This is a genomic window from uncultured Mucilaginibacter sp. (assembly GCF_913773635.1).
Lineage (GTDB): Bacteria > Bacteroidota > Bacteroidia > Sphingobacteriales > Sphingobacteriaceae > Mucilaginibacter.
Genome location: NZ_CAJYGQ010000013.1, coordinates 388,460 through 413,465, shown reverse-complemented (window position 1 = coordinate 413,465; position 25,006 = coordinate 388,460). Strand labels below are relative to the sequence as shown.

Sequence of the window (25,006 nt, the reverse complement as noted above, 5' to 3'; positions counted from 1 at the left end):
TGCTGATAAGATCAGTGTAAGAAATTGGAAAGCAATTTTATACTTTTGGGCGTAACTTAGGTTCATATATTTAAGTCTTATCCTTGTTAATCATTCATACATGAAAAATCGTATTGCTTTATTTTTAGTTACTGTTGCCGCTGTTGGTGCATTGGCTTTATCATCATGCCACATTGGTTGTATCAAAGGCTCTGGTAAATTGGCTACCGAAACGCGTCAACTAGGAAACTTTAGTAAAATTGATATTTCGGGTGGATTTAAAGTTACCCTTAAACAAGATACCGGAAAGCAATTAACTGTTACTACAGATGACAACCTGATGAAATACATACGCACCGAGGTTAGCGGCGACAAGTTGCGCATATACACCCGTAAAAACATTTGTAACGATGCACCTATAGTTGTCAATCTTAATGTTAAATCGTTAAGTGAAGTGGTTGGTGCTGGTTCAATTGAGTTGTTGTCAGATGGTCGTATCAATACTCAAAACTTAAAGCTGCAGTTTTCAGGGGCCAACAAAATTAATCTTGACCTAAGTGCTGCGGACTTACTCACACAGGTAAAAGGTGTAACAGAAATAAATTTAAAAGGTCAGGCTGCCTCACATAACATGGAAGTAGCCGGAACAGCTCAGTTAAAAGCTTTTGACTTTGTTGCAGGTAAATACGTAATAAACGCCGCAGGTGCTGCTGAATGCCAGATCAACGTGCTTAAATCGTTAGAGGTTAATAGCCAGGGGGCTTCAGATATTCAATACCGCGGTAACCCAACCGATGTAAAGACCGATAAGGCCGGGGCCGCATCAGTTAAAAAGGTTAACTAAAACAAATACCCTCTTCACAAAAAGAGGGTATTTTTTTTTAAAGCGTTGTTGCAAAATTTAATTTAAACGCCGGTTTATTTAAATTACATCGGCGGATCAGGTGGCGGAGGGTTTGGTACCGGGTTAGGCCTGTTGTTTGGCACAGGTGCCGGCGTAAGCTTTGGCGTAGGCGATGTGCCGCTTGAATCGGCGTTGGCCGGGTTGGCAGGCACAGGATTGTTTTTATCAAACGTGGTTTTTGTACCTGTTTTACTAGCCTTGCATCCGGTTGTTATATTTAACATCAGCATTGCGGCGAGGCTCAGCAATGCTATTTTACTTTTCATCATCTTCAGTGCAATTTTTAGTGTAACACTTAAACCTTGTTTTAGTTTAAAGGTCAATGTATGCGTTGCGGCAGTATAGCGATGCCAATATATTTACTTTAAAAATCAACCTTTCACAATGGATAATAAATTACTACTGCTTTTACTGGGAGCTGCCTTATGCTTGTTAGTAAGTTGTACTACCCCTCGCATGGCTTTAACCAACGATGCCTGGAAAAATAATGCTGGTTATGCTGTTACCGGCCGCAGCCAAACTGTTCTTCAGAAAAAGCCACTTCGCTTTGGCGATTTCTACACCACAAAAGTTCAAACATCTTCTACACAGAGTTCATCAGTAGCTACTGACATGAACGGCAGGCTAACCGGGCTTAATAATAAAACGGTGGGTATGCTTACCCAAAAAAGCAAGTCATCGCGCCGGTTTACGCTAAGCAACGGCAAAGGTAAAGAGGCGCTTGTGCTTACCTTCAATCAGCTTAATTCAAAAAGCTACCTGGCGGGCGGGGGAGTTGAACTCAATTTTAATTGGATAAACAAAGTTTTAGGAATGCCGTCAACGCTCGAGAATAGCTATTATGTGCAGGTATATGCCCCTGATGCCGAAACTCTGTGGGAGCTGGTACTTGACATGGATGCAGTTGAACTCAATCCTAACAATTACGCCGGTTACTTTGCGCTTAACCAAGAAAAATATTATACAATAAGGCCCATAAGACATTTAATGGGCAAAAATGGCCCGCTCAAAATGCCGGCCTGCCTGGTAGGTTTTGAAATAAGCAATGCTGCCGGGCTCTCTGTTGCTGCTGTGTCGCTACTCAATAGCGGCACCGTTTACCTGCATGATGGCCTTACGGCTGATGAACGTTTTTTAATGGCTGATTTATGCGCCGCCCTTTTGCTGTACCAATCAAATGAGGTTGAGGTGTAGCACACATAATCTACTGATGATTAAGTGGCTGAAATAAAAAATTAATTACTTACCTTTGCGCTCCAAAACCGCCTATGGCATTGCGTCTTAAGTACGGTGGTTTGTTAAATCTATCATTCAGGTATAAATTATGAATATATCACAGGAAAAGAAAGATAACCTGAACGCGGTTATCAAAATCAACATCAACGCTGAGGATTATCAGGCACGTGTAGATAAAGCTATTAAAGATCAGGCTAAAAAAGCTCAGATTCCGGGCTTTCGTAAAGGTATGGTGCCACCATCACACGTTAAACGTATGTATGGAAAAAGCATCCTGGTTGATGAGATTAACAACCTGTTATCAGATACGCTAAACAACTACTTAAACGAAGAGAAATTAGAAGTTTTAGGTCAGCCTTTACCACAGGTTGATGACAGCAAAACCTATAACTGGGATTTTGCTGACAACTTTGAATTTAACTACGAAGTTGGTTTAGCTCCTGAGTTTACCCTTGATTTTTCATCAAAAGATAAATTAAGTAATTACAAAATAAGCGTTGATGACGAAACGTTAGCTTCACGCATTTCAAACCTGCGCCGTAGCTATGGTAAAATGACAAACCCTGACGTATCGGCAGATGGTGACGTACTTTATGCCGAATTAAAGCAACTTTCGCCAGATGGTTCTGTTTTTGAAGATGGAATAAGCAATACTGCATCTGTACGTTTAGATCAGGTTAAAGATGAGGCTATCAAAGCATCATTAATCGGTTTAAAAAAGGATGATGTAGTTGAATTTGATATTCAGAAAGCTTTTGATAATGACGCTGCACGCGTAGCTGCATTACTTAAAATTGAAGAAGCGGAAGCTGCTGATTTAAAATCAAAGTTCCAATTAACGGTTAAAAATGTAAACCGTTTAGAAGAATCTGATTTAGATCAGGCGTTCTTTGACAAAATATTTGGCGAAGGTGAAGTAACTACTGAAGAAGAGTTCCGCACCAAAATTACCGAAGAGCTGGAAGGCATGATGGTACAAGACGCTGACCAGAAATTACAGCGCGAAATGTACACTTACGTGCTTGATAAAGTAAATTTTGAACTTCCTGACGAGTTTTTGAAACGTTGGTTAAAAGCAACTAATGAAAAACTTAGCGATGAGGAGTTGGAAGGTGGTTATGCTGATTTTGCTAAAAATCTTAAGTGGACTTTAATAGGCAATAAGATTGTAACTGACAACGACATTAAAATTGAATATACTGATGTTGTTAATATTGCTAAAGCACGTATCGATCAGCAGTTCCGTATGTATAGCCCTCAGCCTATTAGCGAGGAGCAATTAGATCAGTACGCTGTACAGTTCTTACAGGATAAAGAAAACGCCAACCGCATTTTTGAAGAAGCAAAATCACTTAAAGTATTTGAGCACCTGAAAAGCGTGTTTACTTTAGATGAAAAGCCAATCACTTTTGACGAGTTTAGCAAATTACCACAAGAGTAATCATCACAAAATTCTTTCCTTACAAGGGTAGGATTTTATTACAAATAACAAAAGCAACTTCTTCACAGGAGTTGCTTTTTTGTTTTTGAGAAACTTAGTTTACAGAATGTTGTTTAGCTCGCAGTATAACGCCAGATTTTTAGTCTGGAATGACACATGAATGTAGCAGTAATACAGGTGGAAAACCTTACTATTGATTTAAGGTGATATTTTTATAATTTGCTCCACTTAGTTATACAACAATAAGAAAACCGCCTGCGCCGGATGCGCAGATTTTTAAATAGAAATCTTTTACAAAATGAGTAATATCGATAAAAACGAATTCCGCAAGTACGCGGTTAAACATCACCGCATTAACAGCATTTTTGTTGATAAATTTATTTCAAGCGTTGAGCATAAAATGATGCCTCAAGCCATTGCTCACCCTGTTGACATGACGCCTTACATTATTGAGGAGCGTCAGATGAACGTAGCGCAAATGGACGTGTTTTCACGTTTGATGATGGACCGCATTATCTTTTTAGGCGATGCTATTTATGAAAATATAGCCAACATCATTCAGGCACAATTGCTGTTTTTGCAATCGGCCGATGCAAAACGCGATATTCAGATTTACATCAACTCACCAGGTGGCTCGGTATATGCCGGTTTAGGTATATATGATACCATGCAGTTTGTAACTAATGATGTAGCTACTATATGTACAGGTATGGCTGCCTCAATGGCTGCTGTGTTGCTTTGTGCAGGTGCTGATGGTAAACGTGCTGCTTTACCTCACTCACGTGTAATGATTCACCAGCCGCTTGGTGGTGCGCAAGGTCAGGCTTCTGATATTGAAATTACAGCCCGCGAAATTCAAAAGCTTAAGAAAGAGCTTTATGAAATAATCTCTAAGCATAGCGGTACCCCTTACGAAAAAGTTTGGGAAGCATCAGACCGTGACCACTGGATGATTGCCGATGAAGCCAAAGACTTTGGTATGGTTGATGAGGTTTTGAGCCGCAACACCGAGAAATAATATATTTTATTTTTTAACACTAAACCGGCTTAATTATGGTTATTACTAATTAAGTTGGTTTAGTTTTTTATATTTGGTTACCAAATCTTTATCAGATGAATAAGAACAGCAAGGAAATCAGGTGTTCGTTTTGTGGAGCAGGAAAGCAGGATTCTCTTATGCTGATAGCCGGGCTTGATGCTCACATTTGTGACAAGTGTGTGAATCAGGCCAATGAGATTTTGGCCGAAGAGCTTAAAGTGCGTAAGGTGAAAACAACATCATCTGCGCCAACTATATTAAAGCCTGCGGAAATTAAGTCTCACCTTGATCAGTATGTTATTGGGCAGGACGATGCCAAGAAAGTGCTGGCCGTTGCTGTTTATAATCACTATAAACGCCTTAATCAGCGTGTAGATAAAGATGAGGTAGAGATAGAAAAATCGAACATTATGATGGTGGGCGAAACCGGCACGGGTAAAACCCTGCTGGCTAAAACCATTGCCAAGATTTTAAATGTTCCTTTTTGTATTTCAGATGCTACGGTATTAACCGAGGCTGGTTACGTAGGCGAAGACGTTGAAAGTATACTTACCCGCTTACTGCAGGCTGCCGATTACGATGTTGCAGCTGCCGAGCGTGGTATTGTATACATTGATGAGGTTGATAAGATAGCCCGTAAAAGCGATAATGCTTCTATCACGCGCGATGTATCAGGCGAAGGCGTTCAACAGGCCTTACTGAAAATATTAGAGGGTACTATGGTAAACGTACCGCCGCAAGGTGGACGTAAACATCCTGATCAGAAAATGATTTCGGTTAACACCAGCAATATCCTTTTTATTTGTGGTGGCGCCTTTGATGGTATTGACCGTAAAATTGCCAATCGTTTGCGTACGCAAACTGTAGGTTACAAGTTAAAGCGCGACGATAACGAAGTTGACACTAAAAACCTGTATAAGTATATTACCCCTCAGGATTTAAAGTCGTTTGGTTTGATTCCGGAGTTGATTGGCCGTTTACCGGTGTTAACCTACCTCAATCCGCTTGATCGTGATGCGCTGCACAACATCCTTACTAAGCCAAAAAATTCTTTGTTGAAACAGTACAAAAAGCTTTTTGACTACGAGGGCGTTAAGCTTGAGTTTGATGATGAGGTGCTTGACTTTATTGTTGATAAAGCTATGGAGTTTAAACTGGGCGCACGCGGCCTGCGTTCAATATGTGAAGCCATCATGATTGACGCCATGTTTGAATTCCCCTCTAAAAAGGATGTTAAACGCCTGAATGTAACTTTAGATTATGCTCACGAGAAGTTTGAGAAATCAGATTTAAAGAAGTTAAAAGTAGCATAGTTGCATTTTACAGATAGTTTCGTATATTTGTAAAATCTCATATACAAAACACACAACCCTGGTGAAACGCCGGGGTTTGTTGTATCCGCAGATTTCGGTGAAAACCCGTATACCAATTGCTCGCTGATGCCTCCGGTCGCGAACGGAACATTAAAGCAATCTTAACGTTAATAACAAAAATAATATGTTGATTTAAACAACCGCCGGCACGCCCCCGGGGCTTTGTCGTACAACTGTAAATCAATAATTAAAAAGAAAGGAGAAAAGAATATGAATGAAGAGATAGAAATAAAAAAAGACGCAAAAATTGTTGAAAATGCTAAAGACGTAAAAGAGGTGCAGTCGCCGGTTAAAAGCGGTTTAAAATCAAAAGAATCTATTGTAAACAACTGGTTACCACGTTATACAGGCCGTCCGCTGAATGATTTTGGTAAATACATTATACTTACAAATTTTTCAAAATACCTGCAATTGTTTTCGGAGTGGAACGATAACGCACCGGTAATGGGCCTTGATAAGCCAATGCAAAGTGTAACGGCAAACGGAATTACCATTGTAAACTTTGGTATGGGCAGCCCGGTTGCAGCAACCGTAATGGATTTGCTAACAGCTATAAGCCCCAAAGCTGTTATATTTTTAGGCAAGTGCGGTGGTTTAAAGAAGAAAAACCAGGTAGGCGACTTGATTTTACCTATAGCAGCAATACGAGGCGAAGGAACATCGAATGACTATCTACCGCCAGAAGTTCCGGCACTACCATCCTTTGCGCTTCAAAAGGCTATATCAACCACTATACGCGATTTTTCACGCGATTATTGGACCGGAACATGTTATACCACCAACCGCCGCGTTTGGGAGCATGATAAAGAATTTAAGAAGTATTTGAAAACCTTGCGCGCCATGGCCATTGATATGGAAACGGCTACTATTTTTACTACGGGGTTTGCCAACAAAATTCCAACCGGAGCACTGCTGTTAGTATCAGACCAGCCAATGATACCCGAAGGGGTTAAAACTGCAGAAAGCGACTCGAAAGTAACAGAGCAGTATGTAGAAACTCATCTTAAAGTAGGTATTGAATCGTTGAAGCAATTAATCAACAACGGATTCACGGTAAAACACCTTAAGTTCTAATATACTTTAATCTGTCGAAGCTGTCATTTCGAACGATAAAGAGCAGCCTTGTTGATGAAGCAGGATATAATCCGGCTTGGTTATACAAGGTTCTCGTTATCAATCGATATGAAATTTTTAGTGTTAAGGGACTATAGTTTCACCTGTAGTACCTCTAAAATTGCTTTGGCTTTGAGTAAACACTCATCATACTCATCCTCAGCTTTGGCATCAAAAGTAATAGCGCTGCCAACCTCAAAAGATAAGTAGCGTTCATTTGCATTGTATAAAATGCTTCGTATAACAACGTTAAAATCAAAGTCATCATCCGGACTGAAATAACCAACCGCGCCTGAATAGATGCTGCGCCTTGTGCGCTCATACTGCTCCATAAGCTGCATAGCGCTAACCTTAGGCGCGCCGGTCATACTCCCCATAGGAAAGGTGTTGCGGATAGCTTCAACCCCTGGTAATCCATTTTGTAACTCGCAGGTAACCGTCGATATCATTTGGTGCACCTGCTTAAAGCTATAAATTCCAAATAGTTCTTCAGTTTTTACAGTGCCTGGTACGGCTGATTTTGTGAGATCATTGCGTACCATATCAACCACCATTACATTTTCCTGCTGCTCTTTAAGATTATTGCGCAGGGCAATTTTAATAGCGTTGTCTTCAGCTTCGGTTGAGCCTCGGCGGGCTGTACCTTTAATAGGTTGAGATATGAGTTTATCACCACGCTTAGCTAAAAAACGTTCGGGCGATGCACACAGAATATACTGTTGATGATATTTAAAAAAGCTGGCAAATGGCGTACGTGATATACTGTTTAACTCACTAAAAATACTTACAGGATGAATAATTGCGTTCTCGACGTAAAACTCCTGGCAAAAGTTGGTTACGTAGATATCACCACGGTTAATATGCTGTTTAATGCGATCAAATGTTTGAATATATTCATCCCTACTAAAACGTGCCTTAAGGTTTAAACCGTTGGGTTTTTGAATAGGATACAGCTCCTTTTCGTTTATCTCGGCAAATATCTGCTCGGCATTATCTGACAGTATCTCAATCACTTCACCTTTGATAATAACTAGATGTTCAGGCTCAAAACAGTACAGATCAGGGAAGTGGAGGTTGTCCGTATGGATAGAGTTTAATTGCTCAGTTTCGTTTTTTAAATCATACCCTAAAAAGCCGGTTAGCCAGCCGGTATGTTGTTGCCTGAATTGATTGAGTTTATTGAAAGCATCGCCCGCGCCGGCTATTAATTCGCTTTTAACGCCAGCGGCAATAAGTGCATCAAATTTAGAATAACCGTTAGAGTGGCTATTTGAATCGAGATAGGAGCAAACCTCATGGGTTGCCGCCCATTGTAAGGCCTTTTGTTTAAATAAGGGAATGTCGGCTATCTCAAATATCATACGTTGCTGCAAAAATAGCAGTTAAATAAAAAAGGCCGGAACTTCCGGCCTTAATAAACAACAAATATCTTTCGATTTAAAAATACAGCAGCAGATTATAATACTACCTCAAAACTGGCTTTTTTAAAATCCTCCCAAAATGCAGGGTAAGATTTTTCAACAACCATAGCTTCTTCAACCTCTACCTGTGGTATAATTAAAGCCAGCGGCGCAAAGGCCATCGCCATACGATGGTCTTCGTAAGTGGCAATGGTTATTTTTTCGGGTATAAACTTTTCGCTGCAGTCCAGTTTATAAACCAGGGGTTTCTCAATCAGTTTAACCCCCATTTTAGCCAGCTCATTTTGCAGTGCGGCAATACGGTCGGTTTCCTTAATTTTTAGCGTTTCTAAACCTGTAAACGTAGCCTCGTGGCCTAAAGCCGCACACACTACAATTAGGGTTTGAGCCAAATCGGGGCATGATTTAAGGTCAAATATTTTACGTTGAATTGGCTTTGGCTCTTTCTTTAAATACACACCACCATCTTTAAACTGAGAGGTGATGCCAAAATTGGCCATCAGCTCGGTAATTACGCTATCGCCTTGGAGGCTGTACGAGGTTAATCCCGGCAGGAAAAGCTCCGCCTCATCGGCCAGTGCCGCAACCGAATACCAGTACGAAGCTGCGCTCCAATCGGGTTCAACCCAAATGCTGGTTTCTACAAAGTCCTGGTTCGCAATGCTAATTACATTGTCATTCCATTGGTGTTGTACACCCGCCTGTTTCAGCATGCTCAAGGTCATTTCCACATAAGGGCGCGAGGTTAATTCGCCATCAATATGCAGCTCTAAACCTTTTGGCAGGCTGTTGGCTATTAATAATAAAGCGGTAATATACTGACTGCTGATATCGCCCTTAATAGTAATTTGATTCGTCTTTTGCTCAAAGCCGCCCTTAATATTCAAGGGAGGGAAACCCTCATTTTCGGCGTAAACAATTTCGGCACCTAACTCACGCAAAGCATCAACCAAAATGCCAATAGGGCGCTGTTTCATGCGCTCGGTACCGGTAAGCAACACTTCACCGGTTTGCAAGGCAAAGTAAGCCGTTAAAAAGCGCATAGCCGTACCGGCCGGGCCAATGTTTACGGTTGCGGGTGTTTCTAAGGTTTGAGGTCTGACGCCTGATTCCTGATTTTGGCTTCTGATCCCTAAATTCTCCCCTCTCAATATTCCCGCCAGTAACACAGCATCAGCAGCGTCTGATACGTTGGTTACCTGTACCTTACCCTTGCTCAACGCCTCAATTACCAATGCACGGTTGCACTCGCTTTTGGAGCCTGTGAGTTGTATGGTGGCTTTAACAATTTTATTATTACGGCTAACCGTTAGGTTTTTTGACATGGTAGGCTGTTGTATTAATCTTTCAATTTTAAAATGTCATCTCGAACAATACTGAGGGATTCTGATAGTTATGCAAATCTTATCCGCTATAACAAGATTTCTCTTTGTTGTTCGAAATGACAATATTTTTAAAGGAACAGGTTATTTAACAGCTCTACTAAGAATGTGTCAATTGTTCCTGTACAGGGGCCTCACCCTGACCGGCGTTCATAATTTCGGTTTGTTTACGGATAGATTCGCTGTGGATCAATTCCAAAAGCTTTTCCGTAAAGTCAGCGTGCAGGTTTAATGCTTTTCCATAGTTTGAACGCTTCTGTAAAATTTCGTCCCAACGGTTAACCTGTAAAATGGTGATGCCATTATCTTTTTTGTAGTTACCAATTTGCTCAACAATTTTCATACGCTCGGCTAATTTTTGAATAACCAGGTCATCAATTTTGTCAATTTTATTGCGCAACTCAGCTAATGCATCTTTAACCTGTGTGTTTACCACTTCAGGCTGACGCAGCGTTAAACGGTCAATTAACTCGCTTAAAGCCGATGGGGTAACTTGCTGTTTAGCATCGGTCCAGGCAACAGATGGGTCAATGTGCGACTCGATCATTAAGCCTTGCATGTCCATATCCAATGCTTTTTGCGATACATAAGGTATCAACTCCCGGTTACCCGAGATGTGACTTGGATCGCAGATGATAGGCAACTCAGGAGCATGGGTTTTAAGGTTGATGGCCAAATCCCACATTGGTTCGTTACGGAACGCAGTTTTTTCATACGATGAAAAACCACGGTGAATAGCAGCCAGTTTAGTAATGCCCGCGTTGTTGATACGCTCTAAAGCACCAATCCATAATGAAATATCAGGGTTTACCGGGTTTTTAACCATTACTGGCACATCAGATCCTTTTAAGGCGTCAGCAATTTCCTGCACGGTGAAGGGGTTAGCAGTTGAACGTGCGCCTACCCAAAGGATATCAACACCTGCTTTTAAAGCTTCTTCAACGTGTTTTGCGGTAGCAACCTCAACGGCGGTTGGTAAACCAGTTTCGGCTTTGGCGCGTTTTAACCACTCCAAACCAATGCTGCCAATACCTTCAAACTCACCCGGACGGGTGCGTGGTTTCCAAATACCTGCACGCAGGGCGGTAACTTTACCCGTAGCAGCTAGCAAGTGTGCGGTTGCAACTAGTTGGTCTTCAGTTTCGGCGCTGCATGGGCCGGCAATTAATAATGGCTGAGCCTTAGCAGTAATCCAAGAGCTAAGTGGCTGTATTTTTAAATCGAGTTTCATATTTGCTTTGGTTTTGAGTTCATGGTTCATGGATGATAGTTCATAGAACCGTGAATTGTTGTTTAATTGTTTAAATATTGTTGTTTATCTATTTGCTGTTTTTACTACTGTGGTCTGTCAACTATGATCCATTAACTACGTCATCAATGTACCTTTCGTACTCGCCCAGTATGTTAAAGTTTTTGGTGTAACTGAGTATTTGGCGTACAGCGGTATCATATTGTTGAGATTGCTGCCATTCAACGTCAACATAAAAGTTGTACTCGTTGCGCTTACCCAGCACCGGCATACTTTGTATTTTGCTCATGTTTATTTCCTGTTCGGCCAGTATATTAAGTACTTTGGCAAGCGCGCCAACCTCGTTACTTACCTGAAAGCATAAAGATGCTTTATTGGAGCTTACTTTCTTGGCATTCTCATGGCTGGTGAAGATGAGGAAACGAGTAAAATTCTTTTTGTTGCTTTCTATACGTCGTTCCTTTACTTCTAACTTGTACAAGTTGGCTGCCAGGCTGTTGGCTATGGCAGCTGTATCGGTTAGTTGCTCATCGCGTACACGTTTGGCACAAGCGGCGGTATCATTACTTTCAACCACTTTAATGTGCGGGTATTCGTCCATAAAATCAATGCACTGACGCAGGGCTATGGGGTGGGAGATAACCGTTTTTATGTCTTCGAACTTAACGCCGGGCAGGGTTAAAAAATGAAGCTGAATGGGCAGGTAAACTTCGCCAACAATGGGGAAGTTGTAGCTCATAAGCAGCGAGTAGTTAGGTAAAATACTACCGGCGATGTTATTTTCAATAGCCATTACCACGTAGTCGGCCTGCTTATTTTTAAGTGCCTCAAAGGTTTGCTTAAACGAGTTGCACTCCACCGTTTGTATGTTGGTACCGAAGTACTTAAAGGCGGCTTCTTCGTGAAACGATGCGCGGATACCCTGAATTGCCACACGTGGCGTTGTAATTTCCATAACCCTGTTAAATGAAAAAAGTCCCGGCTGTTGGGCCGGGACTTTTTTGTTTTGTTATATGTCTTTGTTAAGCATATCAGTCCCGGCTCTTACTGCTAAAGTAAAAGTAATAGAAACCAAAACCGAATGCGTTATTAACTTTCATGTGTTATTTATCGGGAGTAAATGTACAAGTAAAATTTAACTTGTCAAGATAAAATTTCAAAAAAAGTGTTTTAACCAAATTTTGTTTGCTGCCAATTGCAGGCATTGTTTACGCTGTTCTTTCTAAAACTACCAATTAGTGCATTTCCAGTGTTTGAACCCTATCAGGCCCAACTGAAAGATATTTAACGGGAACGCCTAATTGCTCCTCTAAAAAGTTCATATATGATTGTAGCCTTGCCGGAATTTCAGATAGTTCCTTAATACCGGTAATGTCTTCATGCCAACCATCAATTTCCTGTAGTATAGGCTCAGGCTTAATGGTACAAATGTCGTAAGGCATGTAATCTATGGTTTCGCCATTGTAGTTGTAATGAGTACAAGCGTAAATTTTCTCGAAACCGCTTAATACGTCGGCTTTAGTCATTACCAGTTGGGTAACACCATTGAGCATAATGGCGTATTTTAACGCAGGCAGGTCTATCCAGCCGGTACGACGTGGACGGCCGGTGGTTGCGCCAAACTCGTGGCCTAACTGGCGTAGTTCTTCACCCAACTCATTATCCAATTCGGTAGGGAAGGGGCCTCCACCTACACGGGTACAATAAGCCTTAAAAATACCAATTACATCACCAATTTTGCTTGGAGCAATACCTAAACCGGTACAAGCACCCGCTGTAGTGGTGTTTGATGACGTAACAAATGGGTACGAACCAAAGTCGATATCAAGCATAGCGCCCTGTGCACCTTCGGCCAGTACTTTTTTACCCTGTTTAAGGTAATCATTTACTAAATGTTCTGAATCAACCAGCGGGAATTGTTTAATGATCTCAATAGCTTCAAAAAACGCTTGCTCACGCTCGGTAAAGTCAACCACATCGCCGTAAAGGGCCTCTAACATAGAAGTGTGTTTATGCACCAGTTTATCGTAACGCTCTTTGAAGTCGGGCAGGGTAATATCGCCAATACGCAAGCCATTACGGCCGGTTTTGTCCATATAAGTTGGGCCAATACCTTTTAATGTTGAACCAATTTTGCCATCGCCCATCTTCTTTTCATTAGCGGCATCAAGCAGTTGGTGTGTAGGTAATATAAGGTGAGCTTTTTTAGCAATCATCAGGTTGCCTTTAGCCAATAAATCATGACCGGCATCCTTCAGTTTATCTAATTCCTTTTTAAGGGTAATAGGGTCAATAACCACACCGTTGCCAATAAGGTTCATGGTGTTTGCAAAAAATATACCTGAGGGAATGGTGTTTAGTACAAACTTTTTGCCGTCAAACTCAAGTGTGTGGCCTGCATTTGGCCCACCCTGAAAACGTGCAATTAAATCATAACCGGCGCTCAGTACGTCAACAATCTTTCCTTTGCCTTCGTCGCCCCATTGGAGTCCTAATAAAACATCAACAGCCATTTAAATTGATTTTAAAATCATCATGCCGAATTTTGTTTCTGCATCTTACTTACAAGTGTCCAACGTAATCTTGCTGTAAGATGCCGAAATAAATCCGGCATGACGTATATGTGTATTTTATTTATATCTAACTTTTTAAAGCGCAAAAGTAAGATTATATCAGCATCTGTCAACACTTATTTTGTTTCTGGTCATTGTATTTCAGAAACATACAGCGTTACAGGCGAGCTTAGTTTTTACGGTCGCAAACGCCTTCGCGTAGTTTAGTGCAGTTGCCGTATAGGTTCAAAGAGTGGTGCTTAATGTCAAACTTTAACAAATCGCCCATCATACTTTGTATTTGCTGAATGCGGGGATCGCAAAACTCAACCACCTTGCCACAGTCAATACAAATAATATGGTCATGCTGCTTGTAACCGTAAGATTTTTCAAACTGGGCCATGTTTTTACCAAACTGGTGTTTGGTAACCAAATCACATGATACCAGCAATTCGAGTGTATTGTATACGGTTGCGCGGCTTACCCGGTACTTTTTATTCTTCATGTGAATGTATAACGATTCCACATCGAAGTGATCATTGCGCGAGTAAATTTCTTCGAGAATGGCAAAACGCTCGGGCGTTTTACGCAGGCTTTTATTTTCGAGATACGCCTCGAAAATTTTTTTAACCATATCAATGGTTTCCTGTAGAGGCATAATATTAAAACAGTTAAGAATTCAAAGGTAGAAATTATTGGATGAAATAGAGAACCAAGAGACAAGAAACAAGACCCAAGATGACATGTTAAAGACAGGGACCAAGAAACAAGAGTCAAGATTTTAATATATTAGTGTAGAAGCACAAAGTATTGTGCCTCTACACATTTCAATCTTATTTCTTAGCTCTTGTCTCTGGGTTCTTGCATCTCTCTTAAGACGCTCTCTCAACAGGGGTAGGGGCCGAGTCAAAGCGGGTTACGCCTGTTACGCCTTTAACTTGTTTAAGGCGTTTTATTAGGTTGTCAAGATGTATGGTGTCATTTACATACACCATAATGGTTCCTTCAAAAATACCGTTATCGCTATCAACGGTAAGCGAGCGCATGTTCACCTTAAAGTCGGTTGATATAACGGTGGTAAGCTTGTTAATTAAGCCAACATCATCAATACCGGTAATACGCAAGCCGGTAAGGAAGGCCAGCTCATGCTGATTGGTCCAGCGTGCTTTTACAATACGATAACCGTAGTTGGCCATCAGTTTAGCAGCATTGGGGCAATTAGTGCGGTGAATTTTGATGCCTTCGTTTACGGTTATAAAGCCAAACACGTCATCGCCCGGAATAGGATTACAGCAGGTTGCCAGCTTGTAATCTATCTTTTGCATATCCTCACCAATCAGCAATATATCGCTGTCTTTTGATTTTATGGTGCGTATAAGGCTTTGTACCTGCTCGTTGTCAATTTTATCCTGAGGCTTGTTCTCAACCACTTTTTCGGTGGCCTGGTATTCTTTAAGGTCTTTAAGGTCAATAACGCCCTTAGCTACGTTAAAAAATAAATCCTGACTGGACAGTAATTTGAAGTAGTTGGTAAGCTTGTGAATATTATCAGTATTATATGAAATTTTAAGCGATTTCAGCTTACGCTCCAATATTTCCTTGCCATCTTCGGCTATCTTGCGTTTTGCCTCTTTAAGCGAAGATTTAATTTTAGCCTTAGCCTTGGCTGTAACTACGATGTTTAACCAGTCTTCCTTTGGTGTTTGCTTGCTTGATGTTATAATTTCAACCTGATCACCATTTTGCAGGTTATAATTCAAAGGAACCAGTTTGTGGTTCACCTTGGCTCCAATACAGCTTGCGCCTACATCTGTATGTATCTCAAAGGCAAAATCGAGCGCTGTTGCGTTGGATGGTAATTGTATAAGTGCACCTTTTGGTGTAAAAATGAATATTTCATCACTGAATAAGTTCATTTTAAAATCATCCAAAAAGTCGAGTGCATTGCTGTCGGGGTTGCGCAGCAATTCGCGTACTTTATGAATCCATTGGTCAAGCCCGCTATCGCTAGATGATTCTTTGTACTTCCAGTGAGCTGCAAAGCCTTTCTCGGCAATTTCGTTCATACGCTTGGTACGTATTTGAACCTCCACCCATTGGCCGCGTGGTCCCATTACAGTAGTATGTAATGATTCATAGCCATTGGCTTTAGGTGAAGATACCCAATCGCGCAAACGATCGGGGTTGGGCCGGTAAGAGTCAGTTACTATGGAGTAAGCTTTCCAGCAATCGGCTTTTTCGTTTTCAGGTGCGCTATCAAGTATAACACGTATGGCAAACAAATCATAAACCTCCTCAAACGGGATGGCTTTCTTCTTCATCTTATTCCATATGGAATGGATGGATTTCGGACGACCAAAAATGTCGGCTTTAAGTCCCTGGCTTTCTAACGCAGCAGCAACCGGGTGAATAAAATCCTGTATAAATTTCTCGCGTTCTGCTTTTTTCTCATTAAGCTTTTTCTTAATAAACTGGTAAGTTTCCCTTTCCATGTACTTCATAGAAAGATCTTCCAGTTCTGACTTTATGGCATACAAGCCCAAACGATGCGCAAGCGGTGCGTACAGGTAAACCGTTTCCGACGATAGTTTAAGCTGCTTATCGCGCGGCATAAACTCCATGGTGCGCATGTTGTGCAACCTATCGGCAAGTTTTATGAGTATCACCCTTACATCATCTGCCAGGGTAAGCAGCATTTTACGGAAGTTTTCGGCCTGTAATGAGCTGTTAGTATCAAAAACACCCGAAATTTTGGTTAAGCCATCAATTATTTTGGCTACCTTTTTTCCAAACTCACGTTCAATATCTTCAAGGGTAACATCGGTGTCTTCAACCACGTCATGCAATAAAGCACAAACAATTGAAGTGGTACCTAAGCCAATTTCTTCGGCCGCAATTTGCGCAACTGCTATAGGATGGTAAATATAAGGTTCGCCCGATTTGCGACGCATATCCTTATGGCTTTCCAGGGCCATATCAAAGGCTTTGCGTATCATCCTTTTATCGCCCTTCTGAAGGGTTGATTTTGATGCACGCAGCAGCGCACGGTAACGTTTTAGTATTTCCGCTTTTTCGGCTTCCAGATCAATCACTAAATCTTTCATTTATAAGCGCTTGTTAACTTTTTATCATATAAGTGCGTATAAAAATAAATTCGCACAATGATTTTTATTTCACTAAAAATTAGCACTATTTTTGTAAGTAAGTAAATATATGAAATATATTGTTTTAATGCTATTGTTTTGCTGTTTTGCGGGGCGTACGCGCTCACAAAATCAGCTGCCACATCCAAAAGTGGGCAAAAATGATACCATTAAAACTTACTTAACTAATTACGAAGGCGAGCTGGTTCCCTGGGTAATATTGCCAGAGGTACCTGTTGTAAGCGTGCGTATATGGCCAAGTGAGGCCGACCGCAAAGCTTACTACCGCTTACGTTACAATGTTTACAAAGTTATTCCGTATGCGCGTATAGCGGGCGATAAATACCGCCAGTTACAGCGTGATTTGGCCCTGACCTCTGATAAGCATAAGCAAAAGGAATTGGTAAAAACATGTGAAAAGGAAGTGAAGGAGCTGTTTAATGCTCAAATTAAAAATCTGACTATTACTCAGGGCGAGATTTTAATAAAGCTTATTGACCGCGAAGTAGGTACAACCAGCTATGAACTTGCCAAACAATTAAAAGGCGGCTTTCAGGCCTTTATGTTTCAATCTGTAGCACGTATATTTGGCCACAATTTGAAAGAAACGTACGACCCGGAACAGGAGCGCGACATTGAAGCCATACTGCGACAGGCCGGCTATTACTCCAACAGATATAATTAATAAATGGACGAACAGAGTATTTACCGTTTCAGTGTTCAAAAACTGAACGGTGAAGAAGTGAACTTGGGCGATTATAAAAACAAAGTTTTATTAATTGTAAACACAGCCTCGCAATGCGGCTTTACCCCACAACTTAAAGAACTTGAGCTTTTAAGAAGCGAGTTTGAGGGGCAGGATTTTGAAATACTTGCTTTTCCTTCAAATGATTTTGGCGGTCAAGAGCCTTTAAGCGGTGCCGGCATCAGCAAATTTTGCAGCATCAACTTCGGAACACATTACCCCGTATTTAACAAAACACATGTTAAAGGTAAAGAAGTGCATCCGTTATTCAGCTTTTTGAGCAACAAACGCGAGAATGGCCGCATACAATCATCACCCAAATGGAACTTCCATAAGTACCTGATTGATAGGAACGGTCATGTGGTTGATTTCTTTTATCCTTTCACCAAACCCACAGCAGCTAAGGTAAAACGGAAAATTAACGAGTTACTGGTGGCTGATAATCATTTGGTAATAGCATGATCAAACTTGATATTTTAGTGTTGCCCGTACACCCCGACGATGCCGAACTTGGTTGCGCCGGTGTTATTTTAAAGCATAACGCTATGGGCAAAAAATCGGGTATTGTTGATTTAACCCGCGGTGAACTTGGTACACGCGGTACGCCCGAAATACGCATTAAAGAAGCTGAGGCTGCAGGCAAAATATTAGGACTGGCTGTTAGAGACAATTTGGGAATTCCCGATGGTTTTTTTCAGAACACGCCCGAATATCAATTAAAGGTAATTGAAGTGATAAGGCGTTATCAGCCTGAGATTGTGATTACCAACGCCTACCATGACCGCCATCCCGATCATGGCCGGGCAAGCGACCTTGTACAAACAGCCTGCTTCTTATCAGGCTTGCGAAAAATTCAAACTTTTGATAACGGACAGCCTCAGGAAGCCTGGAGACCAAAGCAGCTTTTGCACTTCATTCAGGATATGTACATTAAACCCGATGTTTTGGTTGATGTAAGCGCTTACTGGCAAGGTAAAATGGATAGCATAAAGGCTTACGGCTCGCAGTTTCATAACCCCGAGTGGGCCGATGAGCCTCAAACTTACATTTCGTCTCCCGAATTTTTTCAGAACGTGGAAGCACGCGCAGGAGAGTTGGGCCGTTCCATACAGGCACGCTATGCCGAAGGTTTCACTTCGCGTAAAATATTAGGTGTTGAGAGTTTGTTTGACCTGAGATAGAAGGAGAGAGGCAAGAGTTAAGAGCCAAGAAACAAGATTGGAAGCTGATTAGCCTTATATATTCAAAATAAAAGAGCCAGGAATTAAGAACATAAGTAGGTGTCTTGATTCCTGGCTCTTTTATTTTAGCACTTTAATTAAGATGCTTTCACGTATTCAAAGCGATTATTTTCCTCGCTTCTTTCGCGGCGTAGCTTGCTTTCATTTGCCAGCTTAAGCAATATGCCCGACAGTTCAGATGTTTTAAAATCCGAATCATATTGGTCTTTGCAGTGGTTTGCTATGTCAGCTATGCTATGCGGACTATCAAAATAATCTGTTTGCAGCAGTTGGTTCAATACTTTAGTCGCTCCCGGTTTACGGCTACCGCTATTGCTGCGGCTTTCATCAGATTGTAAACGCATGGTTTTGCGGTTGTAGCTGTCTTCGCTCTCGCGGTCCCAGTCAACCATAGTATCCAGTAATCTGTCAATTATCTTAACTTGTACGGCTTCAGATTGAAACGCATTGATTACATCCGAAATTTCAAGAAGCTGTTTCTTCAATTTCTCAGTTTGTTTGCTCATTGTAATTAGTAGTAGTAGATCCCTTATTTGTTTAAAGTTGAAATGGTGATTTTACCTGAAAAACCAAGTAAAACTACCTGAAAGCAACAACGCTTAAACGCGCAGATATAGTTAAAGTTGTAATTTTTATTAATTAAACTTACTATGCGCAATAATAGTATCTGTAAAAACAAAAAATGTAAGCAAAACGTCAAAGCAGCGCGGCTGTAGCAGTATTATTACATTATAGTTGCTTAAATATATCTTTCATAATATTTATTCCTAAGTCAATATGCTCGGTTTCAATAGTTAGTGCAGGCCTGAAACGGATGGTCTTTTCGGCGCATCCAAGGAACATGGCATTATGCGTAATTCCACCTGCTATGAATTTATCGCGCGTGGCACGGTCTTCAAAATCAAATGCGGTTAACAAGCCTCTACCTCGTATATTACTAATAATAGGAAACTCGGCAGCCAGCTTGTGCAATGCCTGTTGCAGGTATTGGCCGGTGGTGGCAGCCTTATCACATAAATTGTCCTGTTCAATAATTTCAAGTATTTTGCCTGAGCGTACCATATCAACCAAGTTGCCACCCCAGGTAGAATTGATGCGCGATGACACGTTAAAAACGTTTTCTTCGTTTTCTTCAACGCGTTTACCAGCCAGCATACCGCAAACCTGCATTTTTTTGCCAAATGCAATAATATCCGGGCGTGCGTCCTCTCCAAAGTGTTCGTGACACCAAAACTTACCACTTAAGCCAACGCCCACCTGTATCTCATCATAAATAAGCATCGCCTCGTTTTCATCAGCCAAAATGCGTAGTTCACGAGCAAACTCAGGCCTGATGTGGTTGTCGCCTCCTTCGGCCTGTACAGGCTCAATAATAATGGCGCATATGTCATCTTTATGGTCAATAAAGGCCTGCTTGATTTGAGCTATTGACTCGGCCTCACGTTTTAACAGGTCATCGTAGTTGGCTTCCATTTGGGGGTATTGTACGGTTGGGTGAGTAACCCTTGGCCAGTCAAATTTTGCGTACCACTTGGTTTTAACCGGTAGGGTATTGGTTAGGCTAAGTGTGTAACCCAAACGGCCATGAAAAGCTTTTTCGAAGTGCAGTACTTTGTGGCCTTTTTCGGTGGTATACCCTTTTTTGAAGTTTTTTTGTACTTTCCAATCCATTGCGGTTTTCAATGCATTCTCAATTGCAGGCGCTCCGCCGGCTACAAAAAAGGCATGAGGCAGGTAACTGGGTATGCCTACACGGTCAAAAGTTTCAACAAACTGCGCGTATTGTGTTGTATAAATATCAGAGTTTGATGGGTTTGACAGCGCCGCCAGCATCAGGTCTTTTTTAAAAGCCTCATCATTAAGCATAGCCGGGTGGTTATAGCCTAAAGGCACCGAAGCAAAGCAGGTAAAAAAGTCAAGCAGGGTACGGTCGTTCTTTGAATCGTAAATGAAAACGCCCTTGCTCCGTTCCATGTCAAAAGTCAGGTCAAAGCCATCGGCAATGAGATGCTTTTCTAAAATTTGCTGTACGTTTTTAGGGTTAATTGGCATATAACAAACTTAGGGAAGCCAGAGGCAAGAAACAAGAGCCAGGAAACAAGATAAACAGACATAGGTCATACGAATGTGTTATTTTAAGTCCTAGCTCTTGGCTCTTACCTCTCGTGTCTGAGCTTAAAACTTCTTTTTCATTCCCAGCAGTCCGAAAAGTCCACCACTGTGAATAGCCAGTATGTTGCTGCCTGGCTCAAAGGCATCTTTAGCAGCCAAATCAAGCAAAGCATACAGCATTTTTGCGGTGTAAACAGGTTCTATCAATATGCCGGTTGACGATGTAAAACTTTGCAAAAAGTCAACTAAATCGGGCGTAGTTTTGGCGTAGCCGCCAAAATGATAGTCAGTATGCAGGTTATAATCTGCATCGAAATTAAGGAAGCGATTAATTTCATCGCGCATAAAGCCACCATTTTTTAAAACAGGGATTGCGTGAAAGTGTGTTGGTAATAGGTTCTCATATAGCCCCTTAATAATGCCGGCGGCGGTTGTTCCGGTTCCGCAAGCACAAAATATATGTTGATAAACCAACGGTAATTCACTTATTAGTTCGGCGCAGCCCTGCACACCTTCGGCACATGCGCCACCTTCATCAATGAAATAGGCAGCTTTGTCATCGCCAAAGTGTTCTTCAAAAAGTTGCGTTTTGTTACGGTAGGAATCCCTGTTGGTAAATATTAGCTTCATGCCATGCAGGCGGCATAAAAACAGGGTGTCGTTTTGCACATCCTCACCACGTACAAATGCGGTACATTTAAAGCCAAACTTTGCCGCTGCTGATGCAGTAGCCAGCAAATGATTGGAAAAGGCTCCGCCAAATGTAACCAGGTGCATTTTACCAAGCGAATGAGCCTTTTGGAGTGTGTATTTAAGCTTACGCCATTTATTACCCGATATAAGCGGATGTATCATATCATCGCGCTTAATAAAAACATTCAGCCCTTTTTGTGCAAACAGCGGATGCTGCCAGGCATCAACCGGGCTGAATATTTCCAAGTCAAACTTCATGCAGTAAAGTTACCACCCAAAACCTATACCTGCGTTAACCGATTTATATTTGGCTAAGCTGCCCGAAGTGTAGAAGTTGAAAAAGCCAAGTTGAAGTTGGAAGCCAACATCAACCTTCACATCATTAATGCTGGTTTTATTGATGGAGATGGGATCGGTGTAAACGGTGTAGGTAGCCAAGCCACTGGTAACCGGAAAGTTTCCTAACAACCCTACATTTGTTTTGGCGGTGTTATAGCCCACAGCAGCAAATGGTGTAAAAACCGAAAGTTTTTTTGAGAAGAGTGCCTGCAGGTTAAAGCCGTTGAAATGGCCTTCCAGGCGTTGGTTAGAAAAGTCGGTTTTCCCTGCGCTTGCTGGCTCGGGTAAACGGTTGCCGCTGGGGCGTACCTCCAAAGGCAACATATAATTAAAGCGGGTATAACCTGCTGCCAGTGCCAGGTCAAAGGGTACCAGTTTGCCGCCTACACCGCCAAAAATATCTTCCATGATGTTGTGCTTCAAGCCGAAACCTACCATCCCTACTGAGCCTACATTATCGCTCAGCTTAGTTTTAGGAATAAACCTAAGGGTTACATCAGTGTGCTTTATAAGGCCAACCGTTAATTGTAATTGCGGAGCAGGTACAACAGGCGTTACACGCTTTGGAAGTGTAAACTCATCAACTTTCAATCCATTGTCTGAATATAGTTCAAGTGTTGCCGGAGTAGCGCCTTTTTCACCACCAATAGTGGGCGTAAAGGCAGGTGATCCTGCTTTTAAGCGTGTGTTACTGGAAAGGCCAATTTTGGTTACATCAAAGCTTTTGTCGGCGGTGGGTACAAACACACCTGATGCCGAAATCCGCAAATCAAATCTAAGAAGTCCTTTTGTTTTCGCGGTGTTTGTCCAGCCGTTATTAAGCCCGGTACCAAAGCCTTTGAAAAGCGGATCGGCATAGGCATTAAGTAATTTATTGGCATCGCCAGGTGCCGATTTTAATAATTGTGAAATACCATCCTGTGCTTTTGCACTTAAATTGAGTACACAAATAGTTGTAACAGTTATGATTAGGGATTTTTTCATATGTAAATGTAATAAAAATTTTACCTGAACATTGGCGGTCAAAAAAAGCCTTATTTTTGTGCCAATGGCTACAGATAGTATTTTGAACGAGGCAGAAGAGCAGGATTTATTTGAACACATGCGCATAGTGGTTGACAAAGGCCAGTCACTGCTGCGTATTGATAAATTTTTGATGCATAAGCTTGAAAACGCCTCACGCAACCGTATTCAAAATGCTATTGAGTTGGGTAACGTGCTTGTAAACGAAAAGCAAGCCAAATCAAGCTACAAAGTAAAGCCATTAGACGTGATATCGGTGGTTTTACCGCACCCGCCGCGTGATACTGAAGTATACCCCGAAAATATTCCGCTTAATATTGCTTACGAGGATAACGATGTACTGGTTATTAATAAGCCGCCGGGTTTGGTTGTACATCCTGGTTATAATAACTACACGGGTACGCTGGTTAACGGATTGGTATATCATTTTCAGCAATTGCCTACACTGCCGGGTAATGACGGCCGGCCGGGGCTGGTGCATCGTATTGATAAGGATACATCGGGCTTGCTGCTTATCAGTAAAAATGAACGCGCTATGGCCTGGCTTGCGCGTCAGTTTTTTGAGCACACTATTACCCGTAAGTATGTTGCATTGGTATGGGGAGATTTAGAGCATGACGGCACCGTAACCGGCTACATAAACCGCAGCGTGGCCGACAGGCGCGTTATGAGTATTTATGATAGCGAGGAAAAAGGCAAATGGTCGGTTACTCATTATAAGGTGTTGGAGCGTTTTGGCTATGTTACCCTAATTGAATGCCAGCTTGAAACCGGGCGCACGCACCAGATAAGAGCCCATATGAAGCATATTGGTCATCCGTTATTTAGTGATGCCACTTACGGGGGCGACAAAATTTTGAAAGGTACTACCTTTAACAAATACAAACAGTTTATTGAAAACTGTTTTGAACTGATTCCGCGCCAGGCACTGCATGCGCAAACGTTGGGTTTTGTTCATCCCACTACTCGTAAATATATTAATTTTGAGGCTCCCTTACCTGATGATTTTGAAGCCGTTCTACAAAAATGGCGTAAATATATTGCAGCCACGGTAGAGCAAAACGCCTGATTCTTTGTTACTCTTAATCAATGATGCCTCTTTTTGTAAATTTTAATGGTCAGCTTTTAGCGGCCGATAGCGCTATAATACCGTTAAATAACCGTGCATTCAGGTACGGCGACGGTTTGTTTGAGAGTATGAGGCTGATTAATGGTCAGCTTAAATTTGCCGACATGCATGCCGATCGCCTGCAAAATGGTATGAAAGTTTTGAAGCTGGAAGGTTACAGCCTGCTTGATGCCTGGTTTTTAAAAGAAAAAGCCGAGGAACTTGCAACTTGGAACAAAGCAAAAAACGGCCGTTTAAGGCTTACGGTATACCGCGATGCCGGCGGACTTTACACGCCCGACGATAATAAATCGGGTTGGTGTTTGGAGCTGGTACCCGAGGAAACCTCAGGTTACCGCCTTAACCAAAAAGGCTTAATTATGGATGTTTATACTGAGCTTACCAAGCCGGTAAATTTCCTTTCTAATTATAAAACCTGTAATGCATTGCCTTACGTAATGGCAGGCCTATACAAAAACCAGCATAAACTGGATGAGGTATTCATCTTAAATCAGCAAGGTTTTTTATGCGAAACCATAAGCTCAAACGTGTTTGTATGGTATAACGAGCACTTATATACACCAGCCTTAAGCGAAGGCTGTGTAGCCGGTATAATGCGTAAAAAAATCATCGACTTATGCATTTCGCTCGAAATACCTGTAACCGAAGCTCAAATTAACCCCGACATACTTCACCAGGCTGATGAAGTATTTATTACCAATGCAACACGAGGTATACAATGGGTAATAGGCTACGGTATTAAACGTTATTTCAATGGGTTGAGCAAAATATTGATTGATGAGCTGAATAAATTGGTCTGAATCAGAAGTTGCCGAATTCAACCCTATCAGAATTACAAGATTGAACTGGATTCTGTAAGTTCATTAATTCTGAAAATTCTGATTAACTTTGT

23 protein-coding genes are annotated in these 25,006 nt (G+C 41.6%); 11 read left to right on the top strand and 12 right to left on the bottom strand.

Annotated elements, in window-relative coordinates; translation table 11 throughout:
- Positions 1-100: 100 nt before the first annotated feature.
- Positions 101-823, top strand: a complete 723-nt coding sequence (locus QZ407_RS17390) for a head GIN domain-containing protein (RefSeq protein ID WP_295773500.1) — start codon at positions 101-103, stop codon at positions 821-823.
- Positions 824-906: 83 nt separating this feature from the next.
- Here the strand turns inward: QZ407_RS17390 and QZ407_RS17385 are convergent, their stop codons facing one another.
- Positions 907-1,152, bottom strand: coding sequence for a hypothetical protein (locus tag QZ407_RS17385; RefSeq protein WP_295773496.1), 246 nt, complete (start codon positions 1,150-1,152; stop codon positions 907-909).
- 115 nt (positions 1,153-1,267) lie between these two features.
- Between QZ407_RS17385 and QZ407_RS17380 the strand changes: the two genes are divergently transcribed.
- The 5 genes from QZ407_RS17380 to QZ407_RS17360 all read left to right on the top strand — a co-directional run bounded on the left by QZ407_RS17380 (position 1,268) and on the right by QZ407_RS17360 (position 7,046).
- Positions 1,268-2,077, top strand: a complete 810-nt coding sequence (locus QZ407_RS17380; RefSeq protein WP_295773493.1) for a hypothetical protein — start codon at positions 1,268-1,270, stop codon at positions 2,075-2,077.
- 130 nt (positions 2,078-2,207) lie between these two features.
- A complete protein-coding gene (gene tig, locus QZ407_RS17375) occupies positions 2,208-3,560 on the top strand; it encodes a trigger factor (protein WP_295773490.1) in 1,353 nt (450 codons plus the stop codon).
- Positions 3,561-3,858: 298 nt separating this feature from the next.
- Positions 3,859-4,578: an ATP-dependent Clp endopeptidase proteolytic subunit ClpP gene (gene clpP / locus QZ407_RS17370; protein WP_295773488.1), complete on the top strand. Its 720-nt coding sequence runs from the start codon at positions 3,859-3,861 to the stop codon at positions 4,576-4,578.
- A 95-nt stretch (positions 4,579-4,673) separates the two neighbouring features.
- Positions 4,674-5,912, top strand: coding sequence for an ATP-dependent Clp protease ATP-binding subunit ClpX (gene clpX, locus QZ407_RS17365; protein WP_295773486.1), 1,239 nt, complete (start codon positions 4,674-4,676; stop codon positions 5,910-5,912).
- A gap of 270 nt (positions 5,913-6,182) precedes the next feature.
- Complete coding sequence (locus QZ407_RS17360) at positions 6,183-7,046, top strand: AMP nucleosidase (protein ID WP_295773484.1); 864 nt, start codon at positions 6,183-6,185, stop codon at positions 7,044-7,046.
- 131 nt (positions 7,047-7,177) lie between these two features.
- Here the strand turns inward: QZ407_RS17360 and QZ407_RS17355 are convergent, their stop codons facing one another.
- From QZ407_RS17355 to QZ407_RS17325, 7 genes are all read right to left on the bottom strand, one after another.
- Positions 7,178-8,446, bottom strand: a complete 1,269-nt coding sequence (locus QZ407_RS17355; protein ID WP_295773481.1) for an anthranilate synthase component I family protein — start codon at positions 8,444-8,446, stop codon at positions 7,178-7,180.
- Between the two features lie 95 nt (positions 8,447-8,541).
- Positions 8,542-9,831: a 3-phosphoshikimate 1-carboxyvinyltransferase gene (gene aroA, locus QZ407_RS17350; protein ID WP_295773478.1), complete on the bottom strand. Its 1,290-nt coding sequence runs from the start codon at positions 9,829-9,831 to the stop codon at positions 8,542-8,544.
- A 157-nt stretch (positions 9,832-9,988) separates the two neighbouring features.
- A complete protein-coding gene (locus QZ407_RS17345) occupies positions 9,989-11,119 on the bottom strand; it encodes a chorismate mutase (RefSeq protein WP_157539667.1) in 1,131 nt (376 codons plus the stop codon).
- Positions 11,120-11,240: 121 nt separating this feature from the next.
- Positions 11,241-12,092 (bottom strand): prephenate dehydratase, encoded by an 852-nt coding sequence (locus QZ407_RS17340; protein ID WP_295773474.1) that lies wholly within the window; start codon positions 12,090-12,092, stop codon positions 11,241-11,243.
- Between the two features lie 280 nt (positions 12,093-12,372).
- The gene (locus QZ407_RS17335; RefSeq protein ID WP_295773471.1) at positions 12,373-13,650 is read right to left on the bottom strand and encodes an adenylosuccinate synthase; all 1,278 of its coding nucleotides are present in this window, start codon (positions 13,648-13,650) and stop codon (positions 12,373-12,375) included.
- Positions 13,651-13,879: 229 nt separating this feature from the next.
- Positions 13,880-14,347, bottom strand: a complete 468-nt coding sequence (locus tag QZ407_RS17330) for a transcriptional repressor (protein WP_157539664.1) — start codon at positions 14,345-14,347, stop codon at positions 13,880-13,882.
- Between the two features lie 214 nt (positions 14,348-14,561).
- Complete coding sequence (locus QZ407_RS17325) at positions 14,562-16,793, bottom strand: bifunctional (p)ppGpp synthetase/guanosine-3',5'-bis(diphosphate) 3'-pyrophosphohydrolase (protein WP_295773463.1); 2,232 nt, start codon at positions 16,791-16,793, stop codon at positions 14,562-14,564.
- A 109-nt stretch (positions 16,794-16,902) separates the two neighbouring features.
- Between QZ407_RS17325 and QZ407_RS17320 the strand changes: the two genes are divergently transcribed.
- The 3 genes from QZ407_RS17320 to bshB1 are packed head-to-tail and all read left to right on the top strand — an operon-like array spanning position 16,903 to position 18,758.
- Positions 16,903-17,517 carry a DUF4294 domain-containing protein gene (locus QZ407_RS17320; protein ID WP_295773460.1) on the top strand — a complete coding sequence of 205 codons (615 nt, stop codon included), beginning with the start codon at positions 16,903-16,905 and terminating at the stop codon, positions 17,515-17,517.
- 3 nt (positions 17,518-17,520) lie between these two features.
- Positions 17,521-18,039, top strand: a complete 519-nt coding sequence (locus tag QZ407_RS17315) for a glutathione peroxidase (RefSeq protein ID WP_295773457.1) — start codon at positions 17,521-17,523, stop codon at positions 18,037-18,039.
- Complete coding sequence (gene bshB1 / locus QZ407_RS17310; RefSeq protein ID WP_295773584.1) at positions 18,039-18,758, top strand: bacillithiol biosynthesis deacetylase BshB1; 720 nt, start codon at positions 18,039-18,041, stop codon at positions 18,756-18,758. Before QZ407_RS17315 ends, bshB1 begins: the two co-directional genes overlap by 1 nt.
- 137 nt (positions 18,759-18,895) lie before the next feature.
- On the opposite strand, the gene QZ407_RS17305 is transcribed toward bshB1, so the two are convergent.
- The 4 genes from QZ407_RS17305 to QZ407_RS17290 all read right to left on the bottom strand — a co-directional run bounded on the left by QZ407_RS17305 (position 18,896) and on the right by QZ407_RS17290 (position 22,946).
- Positions 18,896-19,324 carry a hypothetical protein gene (locus QZ407_RS17305; RefSeq protein WP_157539659.1) on the bottom strand — a complete coding sequence of 143 codons (429 nt, stop codon included), beginning with the start codon at positions 19,322-19,324 and terminating at the stop codon, positions 18,896-18,898.
- A gap of 223 nt (positions 19,325-19,547) precedes the next feature.
- Entirely contained in the window at positions 19,548-20,870 is a 1,323-nt protein-coding gene (gene lat, locus QZ407_RS17300; RefSeq protein WP_295773454.1) for an L-lysine 6-transaminase, read from the bottom strand.
- Positions 20,871-20,993: 123 nt separating this feature from the next.
- The gene (locus tag QZ407_RS17295; protein WP_295773451.1) at positions 20,994-21,881 is read right to left on the bottom strand and encodes a pyridoxal-phosphate dependent enzyme; all 888 of its coding nucleotides are present in this window, start codon (positions 21,879-21,881) and stop codon (positions 20,994-20,996) included.
- A 9-nt stretch (positions 21,882-21,890) separates the two neighbouring features.
- Positions 21,891-22,946, bottom strand: coding sequence for a DUF6588 family protein (locus QZ407_RS17290; RefSeq protein WP_295773449.1), 1,056 nt, complete (start codon positions 22,944-22,946; stop codon positions 21,891-21,893).
- A gap of 64 nt (positions 22,947-23,010) precedes the next feature.
- On the opposite strand from QZ407_RS17290, the gene QZ407_RS17285 reads away from it, so the two are divergent.
- Together QZ407_RS17285 and QZ407_RS17280 are read left to right on the top strand one after the other, a co-directional pair.
- Positions 23,011-24,054, top strand: a complete 1,044-nt coding sequence (locus QZ407_RS17285; RefSeq protein ID WP_295773446.1) for an RluA family pseudouridine synthase — start codon at positions 23,011-23,013, stop codon at positions 24,052-24,054.
- A 20-nt stretch (positions 24,055-24,074) separates the two neighbouring features.
- Complete coding sequence (locus tag QZ407_RS17280) at positions 24,075-24,914, top strand: aminotransferase class IV (protein WP_295773445.1); 840 nt, start codon at positions 24,075-24,077, stop codon at positions 24,912-24,914.
- Positions 24,915-25,006: the final 92 nt, after the last annotated feature.

Excerpts from the sequence above, each read along its gene's own strand:
- QZ407_RS17390 (WP_295773500.1), top strand. The coding sequence starts at position 101 with ATGAAAAATCGTATTGCTTTATTTTTAGTTACTGTTGCCGCTGTTGGT.
- QZ407_RS17385 (WP_295773496.1), bottom strand. The coding sequence starts at position 1,152 with ATGATGAAAAGTAAAATAGCATTGCTGAGCCTCGCCGCAATGCTGATG.
- QZ407_RS17380 (WP_295773493.1), top strand. The coding sequence starts at position 1,268 with ATGGATAATAAATTACTACTGCTTTTACTGGGAGCTGCCTTATGCTTG.
- tig (WP_295773490.1), top strand. The coding sequence starts at position 2,208 with ATGAATATATCACAGGAAAAGAAAGATAACCTGAACGCGGTTATCAAA.
- clpP (WP_295773488.1), top strand. The coding sequence starts at position 3,859 with ATGAGTAATATCGATAAAAACGAATTCCGCAAGTACGCGGTTAAACAT.
- clpX (WP_295773486.1), top strand. The coding sequence starts at position 4,674 with ATGAATAAGAACAGCAAGGAAATCAGGTGTTCGTTTTGTGGAGCAGGA.
- QZ407_RS17360 (WP_295773484.1), top strand. The coding sequence starts at position 6,183 with ATGAATGAAGAGATAGAAATAAAAAAAGACGCAAAAATTGTTGAAAAT.
- QZ407_RS17355 (WP_295773481.1), bottom strand. The coding sequence starts at position 8,446 with ATGATATTTGAGATAGCCGACATTCCCTTATTTAAACAAAAGGCCTTA.
- aroA (WP_295773478.1), bottom strand. The coding sequence starts at position 9,831 with ATGTCAAAAAACCTAACGGTTAGCCGTAATAATAAAATTGTTAAAGCC.
- QZ407_RS17345 (WP_157539667.1), bottom strand. The coding sequence starts at position 11,119 with ATGAAACTCGATTTAAAAATACAGCCACTTAGCTCTTGGATTACTGCT.
- QZ407_RS17340 (WP_295773474.1), bottom strand. The coding sequence starts at position 12,092 with ATGGAAATTACAACGCCACGTGTGGCAATTCAGGGTATCCGCGCATCG.
- QZ407_RS17335 (WP_295773471.1), bottom strand. The coding sequence starts at position 13,650 with ATGGCTGTTGATGTTTTATTAGGACTCCAATGGGGCGACGAAGGCAAA.
- QZ407_RS17330 (WP_157539664.1), bottom strand. The coding sequence starts at position 14,347 with ATGCCTCTACAGGAAACCATTGATATGGTTAAAAAAATTTTCGAGGCG.
- QZ407_RS17325 (WP_295773463.1), bottom strand. The coding sequence starts at position 16,793 with ATGAAAGATTTAGTGATTGATCTGGAAGCCGAAAAAGCGGAAATACTA.
- QZ407_RS17320 (WP_295773460.1), top strand. The coding sequence starts at position 16,903 with ATGAAATATATTGTTTTAATGCTATTGTTTTGCTGTTTTGCGGGGCGT.
- QZ407_RS17315 (WP_295773457.1), top strand. The coding sequence starts at position 17,521 with ATGGACGAACAGAGTATTTACCGTTTCAGTGTTCAAAAACTGAACGGT.
- QZ407_RS17305 (WP_157539659.1), bottom strand. The coding sequence starts at position 19,324 with ATGAGCAAACAAACTGAGAAATTGAAGAAACAGCTTCTTGAAATTTCG.
- lat (WP_295773454.1), bottom strand. The coding sequence starts at position 20,870 with ATGCCAATTAACCCTAAAAACGTACAGCAAATTTTAGAAAAGCATCTC.
- QZ407_RS17295 (WP_295773451.1), bottom strand. The coding sequence starts at position 21,881 with ATGAAGTTTGACTTGGAAATATTCAGCCCGGTTGATGCCTGGCAGCAT.
- QZ407_RS17290 (WP_295773449.1), bottom strand. The coding sequence starts at position 22,946 with ATGAAAAAATCCCTAATCATAACTGTTACAACTATTTGTGTACTCAAT.
- QZ407_RS17285 (WP_295773446.1), top strand. The coding sequence starts at position 23,011 with ATGGCTACAGATAGTATTTTGAACGAGGCAGAAGAGCAGGATTTATTT.
- QZ407_RS17280 (WP_295773445.1), top strand. The coding sequence starts at position 24,075 with ATGATGCCTCTTTTTGTAAATTTTAATGGTCAGCTTTTAGCGGCCGAT.